A 12,417-nucleotide genomic window follows, 5' to 3' on the forward strand; every position below is an offset into this window, starting at 1 on the left:
GGGGCCCCCCCGGGGGGGGGCCGGGCGGGGGGGGGGGCGCCCGCCCCCCCGCGGGGGGGCCCGGCCGCCCCCCCCCCGCCCCCGCGGGGGGGGGCCCCCCCGGGGGGGCCCCCCCCCACGGCCGGGGCGCCGCCGCCGCGCCGTGGCGGCAGCTGCCCGGGAAGCGGGCCGGGTCGGTCGCGGGAGGTGGACCGGTCCCCGGACCGCGGGTCAGACGATCCCGAACACGATGCCGGCGCCGAGCACGACGAGCGAGGTCAGCGCGGCCCACTTGACCGTGAAGCGGGTGTGGTCGCCGAACTCGACCTTGGCCATGCCGACCAGCACGTACACCGCGGGGACCAGCGGACTGGACATGTGCAGGGCCTGGCCGACGAGCGAGGCGCGGGCGATCTCCAGGGCGGAGACGCCGTGGGCGGCGCCGGCTTCGGCGAGGACGGGCAGGACGCCGAAGTAGAAGCCGTCGTTCGACATGAAGTACGTGAGCGGCAGGCTGAGCAGGCCGGTGACCAGGGCCATGTGCGGGCCCATGCCCTCGGGGACGGCGTCGACCAGCCAGTCGGCCATGTGCTCGACCATGCCGGTGCCGGACAGGACGCCGGTGAAGACGGCAGCGGCGAAGACCATGCCGGCGACGTTGAGGACGTTGTCGGCGTGCGCGGCGAGGCGGGCCTTCTGGTCGGGCACGTGGGGGAAGTTGACGGTCAGGGCCAGGGCCGCGCCGAGGAGGAAGAGGACCGGGATCGGGAGCAGCTCCATGATCATCGCGGTCAGGAGGGCGGCGGTGAGCCCCGCGTTGAACCAGTACAGGCGGGGGCGCAGGGTGGGGCGGTGCGGGTCGAGGCCCTGCACGTCGGCCTCGGGGTCGGCGGCTGCCGAGGGAGCGGTGGGAGCCTCGTCGGAGGCGCCCGTGCCGGTGGCCGGACCGGTCGCACCGGTCGCCGGGGCGCCCGTACCGGATCGGGTGGCGCCGGTGCCCGCGCCGGGGCCGCCGACGAGGACGGTCGCCTTCTCCTCCGCCCCGTCCGGAAGCAGGACCAGGGTGCCCACCCGCTTCCGCTCGCGCAGGCCCAGCACGTACGCGAGGACGAAGACGAAGACCAGGCCGACGGCCAGCGCCGGGATCATCGGGACGAAGATGTCGCCGGCGTCGAGCTTGAGCGCGGTGGCGGCGCGGGCGGTGGGGCCGCCCCAGGGGAGCGTGTTCATCACGCCGTTGGCGGTGGCGGCCACGCCCGTCATGACGACCATGCTCAGGCCGAGCCGCTTGTAGAGCGGGTACATCGCCGAGACCGTGATCATGAAGGTGGTCGAGCCGTCGCCGTCGAGGGAGACGACCGCGGCCAGCACGGCCGTACCGACCACCACCCGCACCGGGTCGGCCTTGCAGAAGCGCAGGATGCCGCGGACGACCGGGTCGAAGAGACCGACGTCGATCATCAGGCCGAAGTAGACGATGGCGAACATCAGCATCGCGGCGGTCGGCGCGAGTTTGCCGACGCCCTCGATCACGTAGTCGCCGAGGTGTGCGCCCTGCCCGACGAAGACGCAGAAGAGGGCGGGGATCAGCACGAGTGCCGCGATGGGCGACATCCTCTTCATCATGATCAGGACCAGGAAGGTCGCGATCATGACGAAGCCGAGCGTGGTCAGCATGGCAGGTTCCTCACGTTCACCCTGGAAGACCGCGTGATGAACGCCCAGCGGGCCGCGGTGCGGTCGAACGTAGGGCTCGCGGGTTCCCGCGAACAAGACGTGAACCCGCGAGCAATACGAGCAAAAGCCCTGGTCAGGACAGGTGTGCAGGTCAGGGCAGGGGCTGCACCTCGACCGGGAAGCCGTTCAGGACCGCGGTGCCGGAGAGCGGGTCGAGGCGACGGCCGTCGAGGAGCTGGTTGACGTTGGCCCCCGGCTCGGCGACGGCCACCGACAGCCGGGTGCCGGGTCGGTCGTGGCCCCAGCCGTGCGGCAGGCTCACGACGCCGGGCCGGACGGCCTCGGTGACCTCGGCGGGGACCTCGACCGCCCCGCCGTCCGCGGTGACGCGGACCCGGGCTCCGTCGGACACGCCCAGGCGGGCGGCGTCGTCCGGGTGCACGTGCAGGGTGCAGCGGTTCGAGCCGCCCATCAGGGCGGGCACGTTGTGCAGCCAGCTGTTGTTGGACCGCAGGTGGCGGCGGCCGACCAGGACGAGGCCGGCCGGGCGGGCGGCGAGCGCCCCGCGCAGCCGGGGCAGATCGGCGACGATCGGCTCGGGCAGCAGCTCGATGCGGCCGCTGCGGGTGCGCAGCAGGCCGGGCAGCCGGGCCGCCAGCGGGCCGAGGTCGATGCCGTGCGGGGCGGCGAGCAGCCGGTCCAGGGTCAGGCCCTCGGGGTCGGCGCCGAAGCCGTCACCGTAGGGACCGAGGCGGAGCATCAGGTCGAGCCGCCGCTCGGGCCCGTCCGAGCCGGTGAGGAGGTCGGCGAGGGCCTTGGGGTCGCGGCCGTGGACGGGCGAGGCCGGGTCGGCGACGGCCTTGGCGAGGGTGGTGTCGACGACGAGGGCGTCGACGGACTCCGGCGGGGCGCCGTGCATGCCGGTGGCCGCCAGGACCAGGCGCGCGTGGATCTCGCACTCGTCCATCAGGCCGGCGGCGAGGGGCACCGCGCGGCGGGTGTAGCGGACCTGGTTGCGGATCGCGAAGGCGTTGAAGGAGAAGTCGTGGTGGGCGCTCTGCGAGGGCGGCGGCGGGGGCAGGACGACGTGCGCGTGGCGCGAGGTCTCGTTGAGGTACGGATCGACGCTCACCATGAAGTCCAGGCCGGCCAGGGCCGCGTCGAGGCGGTGGCCGTCGGGTGCGGAGAGCACCGGGTTGGCGGCGATCGCGATGACGGCCCTGATCCGCCCCTCCCCCGGGGTGTCTATCTCCTCGGCGAGGGCGGCGAGGGGGAGTTCGCTCTTCGCCTCGGGGTGTCCGGAGACCCTGCTGCGCCAACGGCCGAGGGCGAAGCCCTTGCCGGGGCCGGGGGTGCGCGGCCGGGGACCCGCGGCGGGGAGCGGGAACAGGGCGCCGCCGGGCCGGTCGAGGTTGCCGGTGAGGACGTTGAGCACGTCCACCAGCCAGTTGGCGAGGGTGCCGTGCTCGACGGTGCAGCTGCCGATGCGCCCGTACACGGCGGCGGTGCGGGCCGCGGCCAGGCCGCGGGCGAGGGTACGGATCTCCTCGGCGGGTACGTCGCAGGCCTCCGCGACCACCTCGGGCGTGAACGGGGCCAGGGCCCCGGTCAGTTCGTCCAGGCCCTCGGTGTGCTCCTCCAGGTGCCCGAGGGCGGTGAGCCCCTCGGCGAGCAGGACGTGCACCAGGGCGGCCAGCAACAGGGCGTCGGTGCCCGGGCGGATGGCGAGGTGCCGGTCGGCGAGCGCCGCCGTGCGGGTACGGCGCGGGTCGACCACGACCAGGGTGCCGCCGCGGGCGCGCAGGGCCTTGAGACGGCCGGGGAAGTCGGGGGCGGTGCACAGGCTGCCGTTGGACTCCAGGGGGTTGGCGCCCAGGAGCAACAGGTGGTCGGTGCGGTCGAGGTCGGGCACCGGGATGGCGAAGGGGTCGCCGAAGAGCAGTCCGCTGGAGACGTGCTTGGGCATCTGGTCGAGCGTGCTGGCGGTGAAGAGGCTGCGGGTGCGCAGGCCCTGGAGGAGGACGGGCGGGTACAGGGCGCCGGCCATGGTGTGGGCGTTGGGGTTGCCGAGGACCACGCCGACGACCTGGGGTCCGTACGCCTCGATCAGCGGCCGCAGCCCGGCGGCGACCGCGTCGAAGGCCTCGTCCCAGGTGGCGGGCCGGAGCCTGCCGTCCTCGCGCACGAGGGGGGTGGTGAGGCGGTCGGGGTCGGCGTCGAGACCGCCGAAGGCCGCGCCCTTGGGGCAGACGAACCCCTTGCTGAAGACGTCGTCGCGGTCACCGCGGGCGGCGGTGACGCGCCCGCCCTCGATGGTGAGGGTCAGCCCACAGGTGGCCTCGCACAGCGGGCAGATCCGCAGGGCGGTACGCGTGGGGGCGGCCGCGTCCGGGGCGGCGGTGGCGGCATGCGGTGCGGGCGGCGCTGACGGTACGGACAAGGGTCCTCCCCCGGGCGGCGGGCTGGGCCGACTTACGGGCCTTCGGCCTCCGGCCTACGGCTGCGGCACTTGAGCAGGGGCGAGCATACCGACCGGTAGGCACGGTGGGGAGGGGTCGCCGTGGGAGCGGTTCCCATGGCGCGCGACCGGCCACCGGATCCTCGGCGCTGCCGGCGTGGGCCCACCCAACGGCGCCCGGACCGTCGTCCGCCGCGCGGTCACCGAATCCTTGGCGGTGCCTGGTGGGTCCCGTGGTGTGTGGGGGAGGCGCTTGACGGGGGTGGCAGGCTGGACCGGAGGCAGGCCCGGGCCGGAGGTGGCCGAAGGCCAGGGCGAAGCCCCAAAGCCTCCGGGGTGGGCCTGCCGCAGGGCCTGCAGGCCACCCCTGTCAAGCGCCGAGGGGACCCACACACCACGGGACCCACCCCCGAAGCGGGGGAAAGGCACCCGGCCGTGGGGGCGAGGGCCGCGCAGGAGAGAGGGGTCATCCGAGCGGGCCGAAGGAGCCGCCGCGGCCGGTGCAGCCGGCACAACCACCATGACAGTGATGACGCCCCGAGAACGGCAGCGCCGGCTCAGTCGAGGATCCGGGCCAGGTAGGCGTGCATCATCGCCCGGGTCTCGGTGACGAGCTCGGGGTCGCCCTGGGGATCGGTGCGGAAGGCGAGCCCGAGCAGGGCGTCGGTCGCCTCGACCGCGACGAGGACGGCCCGGCGCAGCGGCGGGTCGTCCGGGCGGCCGAGGTGGCCGCACAGCAGCTCGGTGATGCGGCCGGCGACGACGAGGTTGGTGTCGGCGGCGGGACTCTCGGGCGGTGCGGGCACACCGAAGTCGACCAGCCCGAATCCGGGGACGGTCCGCTTCATGTGGAGGTACTGGTCGAGCACGGCGTCCACGACCGCACGCCAGTCGCCGGCCGGCAGGGCGGTGAGGCGCTCGGCGATGCCCTCCGCGTACCGGTCGAGGTTGCGGTGGGCGAGGGCGTCGACCATGGCGCGCTTGTTGCCGAAGAAGCGGTACACGGAGCCGATGGGGACGCCGGCGCGGACGGCCACGGCGCGGGTGGACAGGTTCTCGTACCCGGTCTCGTCGAGGAGTTCGGCACAGGCGTCGAGGATCCGCGCGAGGCGTTCGGCGCTGCGCTGCTGGATCGGGGTGCGGCGGAGGGATCTGGCAGAAGGCACGGGGTCAATCATGCCGCTCCCGCACGGCGGGTTTCGGGCGGGGGCGCTGATTCCGCTTCCTCGGTGCCCCACCGGGCGGGGGTCCGTGGGCGCGCCGCCGGGCAGGCAGGGCCCGACCTGCCGGGGCGTGCCCGGTCATGTCAGCAGCAGGCTGAGCCCGCCGACGGTGTACGTGATCATCAGCACGAGCAGCGGGAGTTGACCCGCGACGGCGCGGGCCGGCGGGAAGAGGCGCACGGACCGGTCATGGGCCGCGACGACCCCGAGCACGTGCCCGGTGACGACCGCGGTGACCTGGAGGGCGGCGAGGCCGCCGGGGCCGAGCGGGGGTTCGGGCGGAACGGCGTTGTCAGTACCCAGTGCCACCATGACGGTACGTGGCCCTTCCGTCACGAGGAGCGAGAAGTAGTGGGCGGTGAGGTAGCCGAGCGCGATCGGCAGCAGTGAGTGGGCGAAGGCCGCGAGCGGGCGCGGGACCGGGCCGGAGAGGAGGCGGGTGGCGGCGGCACAGAGGCAGTACAGCGAGGCGACGAGGGCGACGGCGGCGAGCAGGCCGAGGGTGGCCGTGGGGGTGCGGCCGAGGGAGGAGGTCTGGAGGGTGTTGATCCAGGAAGGGGTGTCGGAGAAGCCGTCGTAGGCGGTGGAGCCGAGCAGGACGCAGACGGTGGCGACGAGGCCGGGCTGCTCCGGGGTCGCGTCGAGGCCGTTGAACGGGCTGCGCAGTACGAGGCGACCGTCGGCGCGCCGGCCGAGCGGGGCGAGCCGGGCCAGCAGGGCGGAGTACGCCTCGAACGCGTCGGCCCGCTCGAACCAGCCGGCCCCGTACCGCGCGGCGCCCAGCAGCTGGACGGCGGTGTAGATGCCGACGGCGGTCAGGAGGGTGGTGGCCGAGGCGGGGTCGGGGGCGACGAGTTCGAGCCAGGTGAATCCGAACAGCCCGACCGCGGCGGGCCACAGCCCGACCCCGCCCGGAAGGGAGCGACGAGCTCGGACGGGAATCGGGGCCGATTCAGGCGCCGGGCGCGGGCGGTGTCGGAGACGGGAGAGCGCGGGCGAGAGGCGCGAGAGGAGCAGGTGGAGCGTGCGGAGGGGGTTGAGGAGGCGCCACACGGGGCCGAGGAGCAGGGAGGCGGGCACGAGTCCGACCCAGAGCAGGACGTAGACGGCCCCGGGGGCGGAGTTGCGTGCGGGGTCGTCGGGACCGAGGAGGAGGTGGAGCACGACGAACAGCCAGCCGAGCAGCCCGAGCGCGCGCAGCGCGGTCCGGGTGACCGGGGCGTCGGCGAGCCGTTGCACCGCGACGGGCAGCGGCACGCCGGCGGCGGCACCGCGGAAGCGGGAGCGGGACCACAGGAGGCCGAGGGCCAGGAAGGAGACGAACAGGGCGGTGAAGGCGCCGGCGAAGGCGTAGAACGGCGAGACGGGCAGGTCGTGCTGGGCACCTATCCCGTGAGCCAGGACGTACGCGCCACGGCCGGGCAGGGGCGGGACGTCCCCTGGCGCGACCGACGCGGCAACGGCGGAAACACCAGAACCCGCAGACGCCCCAGACACCCCGGGCACCCCAGACGCCGCAGAGACGACCGGGACCACAGGCACCGCAGACACGGCAGACACGGAAGGAGCAGCGGACGCCGCGAGGAGGTTGAGCGCCGTCATCGAACCAGGAGTTGGGTCAGCACGAGCTCCGACCCGTGGGTCTCGACCTCGAAGAGGCCGGTGCGGTCGACGGTGAGGACGAGGGTCACGGTCCGGCCGGCGGGCAGGTCGAGCTCCTTGTCGTAGCCGTGGACGTGCACGGTGTCGGCGGTGTCGCTGGTGACCCGGAGGGCGACCCGCTGCCCGCGGCGCAGCTCGACGCGCCCCGGGGCGGGGTCGACCCGGCCGTCGCGGACGGCCACCGTGACGGTGCGGTCGACAGCCCCGACCGCACCACCGGCACCCGCGCCCTCGCCCCCACCAGCACCAGCACCAGCACCAGCACCAGCACCAGCACCAGCACCAGCACCAGCACCAGCACCAGCACCAGCACCAGCGTGAGCATGCCCGGCACCGCCGGACGACGCACCCGTACCGGTCACGGTCGCCGTGGCCTGCACCGGTCGGCCGGCGACGGCCCAGGCGGTGTGGTCGTCGGCGTACAGCCGGACGGACAAGGTGTGCTTGCCTCTGGGCACCTGCGCGGCGGGCAGGTGGAACCACGGGCCGTACAGGCGCGCCAGCTTGCGCCCGTCGAGCTCGAGGTGGGCGTGGCCGCCGCCGGGGACGGCGGCGCCGCCGGTGCTGTCGGGGGTGAACTGGAAGCCCTGGACGGTGAGCTCGAGGTTCCAGCCGTCCTCCGTGTCGGGGTGGACGGCGAGGCGCACCTGCGGGGCGCCCTCGGCGGGCACCTGGCGCAGTCGGTGGCCCGCGCCGTCGTCGGCGGCGAGCAGGGTGCCCACGCTGCCGGCGGCCTGCTCATGGCTGGTGCCGGGCTTGTGGTGGGTGGTGGCCCGCCCGCCGCACCCGGTGGCGGCCGCCGCGACCAGTGCCACCACCGTCGCGGCGACGGCCCAGCGGGCCGGACGCGCACGGCCTGTCATGCCGCACCCCCCTCGGCGGCGCCGTGCAGCGGGGCCGGACCGGCGGGGACGGGTTCGCGGTCGGGGGCCGGGGCTCCCCCGGCCGCCGGGGCGTCGTGGCGGGCGGAGGCGATGACGGCCCACAGGACCCAGACCAGCACGACCAGGCCACGTACCCACGCGGGCCCGACGGGGGTCCAGGGAATCATCGCGACGCCCTTGTCGAAGGCGTCCGACAAGGTCAGCACACCCAGCAGCACGGTGGTCCCGCCCAGCCAGCGCCGTCCGCCCCGGCGCAGCACCAGCCCGGCGCCGACCCACCAGGCACCGGTGAGCAGCAGCGCGAGGACGGGCACGACGGTGTGCTGGAGGCCGGTCGTGGATCCGGCCACGTCCAGCGCGAGCCCGGCCGCGCCCAGCAGGGTGGCCACCGTGCCGAGCCGGGAGCCGCGCAGCCGGCGCCACCACAGCACCCCGCCGACCAGGGCGAGCACGGCCGCCGCCGCGAGGGCTATCTGGGTCTCGACGCGGGCGATGCCCGTGGCCCCGTACCAGTCGCAGCCGGCTGGCAGCCGTCGCGCCTGGACGCTGTAGTCGGCGCACACGAGCAGCTGGACCAGTTTGACCGGCTCGCCCACGAGCCGGGCCGAGCCGCCGGAGACGTCCCCGCGGGCGGCCCCGCACTCCGGCAGGGTCCAGGGGGTGGAGCCGGAGGTGCCGGACTGCCAGCAGTTGCCCTTGCCCTGGCCGTCCCACCACACGTCCATGCCGTTGGGCCGGGAGTGGCCCGCCTGGTCGACGCCGAGGTGGTTGCCGGCGTACCGGTTGTGGTGCGAGGTGTCGGCCTGCTTGGACCAGCGCTCCTCGCCCCGGATGAAGGCGGGTACCGCGCTGAGGAAGAAGGCGGCGCGCCGATGCCCGTAGACCCAGTTGCCCTCGTAGACGTTCCAGTTGCCGCCGGCGGTGATGATGCCGGTGCCCGGGGGCATGGAGATCTGCGGGCAGACCACGCCCCGCTCGTAGCCGCGGGCGATGGGCGGTTTGGCGCACGTGCCGTCGGCGACGTAGCCGTAGTAGTCCTGGTTGTTGTCGTGGATCAGGTTGCGCTGGAACAGGGCGTGGTTCTGCGGCAGCCCGGGGTGGCCGGGGAAGGCGCTGTCCATGGAGGCGCCGCCCATGTTGTGGTCGAACTCGTTGTCGTGCGCCCAGACGGAGTCCCCGGCCGTGCCCGAGTAGCCGACCATGTTGTGGTGGCTGCGGCAGCCGGTGATCTCGATGGAGTGCCGGGGGACGTCGTAGCCGCGGCCGTCGTTGATGTCCGAGGCGCTGCCGGGGTAGATGCCCGAGTCGCCGTTGCCGTAGGACTCGCAGTCCTTGTAGAGGCCGTGGTCGCTGGCGAAGGTCAGGAAGCCGTACTCGTCGTTCCAGCGGGTGAGGACGTCGTCGATGACGAAGCCGTCGCCGGCCAGCACGTACAGCGAGTTGAAGGTGGTGCGCTGGGCGGTGAAGTTGCGGAAGTAGACCCCGTCGGACCTGTCGGCCCGGATGGCGTTGAGCTTCTGGTACTTGGCGTCGATGACGACGTCGGTGCGGGCGGCGCCGGTGCCCTCGATCTGGAGGTCCTTCTTGCCGAGGATCGCGACGAGGTTCTGGTTGTGGGGGCAGGCGGCCTGCTGCTCGTACGACAGGATCTGGTAACCCAGCGCGGAGTTGGGGGCCTTGAGGCGGGCGCAGGCGCCGGCCGGCTCGGGCAGGGAGGGCTCCTCCTCGTACAGGCCGGGGAGGACCGCGATGTTCATGCCGGGGCGGTCCACGGCGTCGACGGCCGCCTGGAGGTGGCGGTAGCCGCTCTTCGAGCACTTCGCGAAGAGGGCGAGGTTGCGGCGTCGCAGGTCCTCGGGGAAGCCGGCGACGCGGCGCTCGAAGTCGGCCCGGTCGTTCTTGCAGACCAGCAGGTCCGGCTCGGCGGCACGGTACGTGGGCACCGAACCGGAGCCGTCGGGAAGGGTGACGGGCCGCTCCTCGTGGGCCCGGGCGGCCGGGGCGGCCGCGAGCAGTCCGATGAGCGCGAGGAGGGCGGCGAGCAGCGCCCGCGGCACGGCAGGAAGCCTGCGGATCCACGACATGCGCGAGAGAGTAGAGCAATGTTCATCTTTTGAGAGCCCCCGCGGCACCGAAAACCTCCGACACCCAAAACTTCCGGCACCGAAGACATCCATTGACGCGGGGGGCCGGGAATCCTACTGTCGACCATAGGATTCCTTCGGCAGAGCGGGAGCGGACACATGGGCGCGGGCAGCGAGCAGGCCGGCATCGAGCGGGCGCGGAAGGTCGCGGAGGGGCTGTCGTACCACTCCGGCTTCGGCAATGAGCACAGCTCGGAGGCCGTCCCCGGGGCCCTCCCGGACGGCCGGAACTCCCCGCAGGTCGCCCCGCTGGGCCTGTACGCCGAGCAGCTGAGCGGCAGCGCGTTCACCGAGCCGCGCGCCCGCAACCGCCGCTCGTGGCTGTACCGCATCCGCCCGTCGGCCGCCCACCCGCCGTTCACCCGGATCGACAACGGCGCCCTGCGCTCCGGCCCCTTCGCCGAGACCGTCCCGGACCCGAACCGGCTGCGCTGGAACCCGCTGCCCGAGCCGGCGCCGGGCACGGACTTCCTGGCCGGCCTGTGGACCCTGGGCGGCAACGGCGACGCCACTCAGCGCACCGGCATGGCCATCCACCTCTACTCCGCCAACGCGCCCATGACGGACCGGGTGTTCAGCGACTCCGACGGCGAGCTGCTGATCGTCCCCGAGCGCGGCGGACTGCTGCTGCGCACCGAGCTGGGCCTGCTGCGCGCCGAGCCCGGCCACGTCGCCCTCATCCCGCGCGGCGTGCGCTTCCGCGTCGAGCTGCTGGACGAGAGCGCGCGCGGGTACGTGTGCGAGAACTACGGGCAGCCCTTCGAGCTCCCCGAGCTCGGCCCGATCGGCGCCAACGGCCTCGCCAACTCCCGCGACTTCCTCGCGCCCGTGGCGGCGTACGAGGACGTGGAGGGCCCGGTCGAGGTGGTCAACAAGTTCTGCGGCAACCTGTGGGCCGCGACGTACGACCACTCCCCGCTCGACGTGGTCGCCTGGCACGGCACGCACGTGCCGTACGTCTACGACCTGCGCCGCTTCAACGTCATCGGCACGATCAGCTACGACCACCCGGACCCGTCGATCTTCACCGTGCTGACCTCGCCCTCGGACACCCCGGGGCTGGCGGGCGTGGACTTCGTGGTCTTCGCGCCGCGCTGGCTGGTGGGCGAGGACACCTTCCGGCCGCCGTACTTCCACCGGAACGTGATGAGCGAGTACATGGGCCTGATCGAGGGCGCGTACGACGCCAAGGCCGAGGGCTTCGTGCCGGGCGGCGGTTCGCTGCACAACATGATGTCCGCGCACGGACCGGACCGGGAGACCTTCGACCGGGCCAGCGCCGCCGAGCTGAAGCCGCAGAAGATCGACGACGGCCTGGCCTTCATGTTCGAGACCCGCTGGCCGATCACCGCGACCGCTCAGGCGGCCGGGGCGGACCACCTCCAGCGCGGTTACGACGGCGTATGGCAGGGTCTGGAGCGCCACTTCCGGTCGTAGCATGCCTGCACGTCAGCGTGCCCGCGCGGGACTTCCCGCGCGGGCACGTCGCCCCGCCCCTACGGAGAACCCCCCGTGACCGCTTTCGCCCCCGACTCGCTGGTCCTGAACCGCAAGCTCCCCCTGTGGTACCAGGTGTCGCAGTCGCTGCGCGCCTCGATACTCGGGCGGACTCCGGACGCGTCGCTGCGCCTGCCGACCGAGGAGCAGCTGGCCGAGCACTACGGGGTCAGCGTCCTCACCATGCGGCAGGCACTGAAGGAACTCGAGTCGGAGGGCCTGATCAGCCGGCACCGGCGGCGGGGCACGTTCATCGAACCGGGCGCCCAGCGCGGCGCACCGGTACGACTCCTCGGCTCGGTCGACGCGATCGTGGCCCAGCAGTCGGGCGAGCGGACCACGGTGCTGGGGTGCACGGCGGGGCCGGTGCCGGGGGAGCTCGCGGAGTACTTCGGCGACGCCGGGGAAGTCGTCACCTACCGCCGGCTGCGCCGGGACGGCGAGAGCGGCGAGCCCACCAACTGGGCCGAGAACGCGGTCCGTCCCGAGATCGCCGCGGCCGTCGACACCGCCGACCTGGAACGCTGGCCGATGACGAAGGTGCTACGGGACGTGGTCGGCGTGCGGATCAGCCGGATCACCGACACGGTGGAGGCCCGGCTGGCCGACCCCGAGACGGCGGAGCTGCTGCAGGTACCGCTGCTGAGCCCGATCCTGCACTACACGGGCGTCACGTACGACGAGGCGGGCCGCGTCGTGGACGTGGCCCGGATCCGGTACCGGGGGGACCGCTTCTCGTTCACGGTGACGGTCGAGGCCCCCTGACGCCCGGAACGAATCGAAGCCCCCGTAGGCCGCCCCGTGGTGTGTGGGGGAGGCGCTTGACAGGGGTGGCAGGCTGGTCCGGAGGCAGGCCCGGGCCAGGGGTGGCCGAAGGCCAGGGCGAAGCCCCA

At 73.9% G+C, this 12,417-nt stretch carries 8 protein-coding genes; 2 read left to right on the top strand and 6 right to left on the bottom strand.

The window, feature by feature from the left end:
- Positions 1 to 210 precede the first annotated feature (210 nt).
- From ACIQCH_RS37770 to ACIQCH_RS37795, 6 genes are all read right to left on the bottom strand, one after another.
- Positions 211 to 1,656 carry a CitMHS family transporter gene (locus tag ACIQCH_RS37770; RefSeq protein ID WP_402588784.1) on the bottom strand — a complete coding sequence of 482 codons (1,446 nt, stop codon included), beginning with the start codon at positions 1,654 to 1,656 and terminating at the stop codon, positions 211 to 213.
- A 151-nt stretch (positions 1,657 to 1,807) separates the two neighbouring features.
- On the bottom strand, positions 1,808 to 4,018 hold the full coding sequence (locus tag ACIQCH_RS37775) for a molybdopterin oxidoreductase family protein (protein ID WP_402588794.1): 2,211 nt from the start codon (positions 4,016 to 4,018) through the stop codon (positions 1,808 to 1,810).
- 653 nt (positions 4,019 to 4,671) lie between these two features.
- Positions 4,672 to 5,289, bottom strand: coding sequence for a TetR family transcriptional regulator (locus ACIQCH_RS37780; protein ID WP_402588796.1), 618 nt, complete (start codon positions 5,287 to 5,289; stop codon positions 4,672 to 4,674).
- A gap of 126 nt (positions 5,290 to 5,415) precedes the next feature.
- Positions 5,416 to 6,762 (bottom strand): hypothetical protein, encoded by a 1,347-nt coding sequence (locus ACIQCH_RS37785; RefSeq protein WP_402588798.1) that lies wholly within the window; start codon positions 6,760 to 6,762, stop codon positions 5,416 to 5,418.
- Positions 6,763 to 6,935: 173 nt separating this feature from the next.
- Positions 6,936 to 7,862 carry a hypothetical protein gene (locus tag ACIQCH_RS37790; protein ID WP_402588786.1) on the bottom strand — a complete coding sequence of 309 codons (927 nt, stop codon included), beginning with the start codon at positions 7,860 to 7,862 and terminating at the stop codon, positions 6,936 to 6,938.
- Positions 7,859 to 9,967, bottom strand: a complete 2,109-nt coding sequence (locus ACIQCH_RS37795; RefSeq protein ID WP_402588788.1) for a right-handed parallel beta-helix repeat-containing protein — start codon at positions 9,965 to 9,967, stop codon at positions 7,859 to 7,861. The genes ACIQCH_RS37790 and ACIQCH_RS37795 overlap by 4 nt, the downstream gene beginning before the upstream one ends.
- A 159-nt stretch (positions 9,968 to 10,126) precedes the next feature.
- Between ACIQCH_RS37795 and hmgA the strand changes: the two genes are divergently transcribed.
- Together hmgA and ACIQCH_RS37805 are read left to right on the top strand one after the other, a co-directional pair.
- Positions 10,127 to 11,464, top strand: a complete 1,338-nt coding sequence (hmgA, locus tag ACIQCH_RS37800; protein WP_402588790.1) for a homogentisate 1,2-dioxygenase — start codon at positions 10,127 to 10,129, stop codon at positions 11,462 to 11,464.
- Positions 11,465 to 11,539: 75 nt separating this feature from the next.
- Positions 11,540 to 12,289, top strand: a complete 750-nt coding sequence (locus tag ACIQCH_RS37805; protein ID WP_402588792.1) for a GntR family transcriptional regulator — start codon at positions 11,540 to 11,542, stop codon at positions 12,287 to 12,289.
- Positions 12,290 to 12,417 lie beyond the last annotated feature (128 nt).

This window comes from Streptomyces sp. NPDC093225 (assembly GCF_044753805.1).
Taxonomy (GTDB): domain Bacteria; phylum Actinomycetota; class Actinomycetes; order Streptomycetales; family Streptomycetaceae; genus Streptomyces.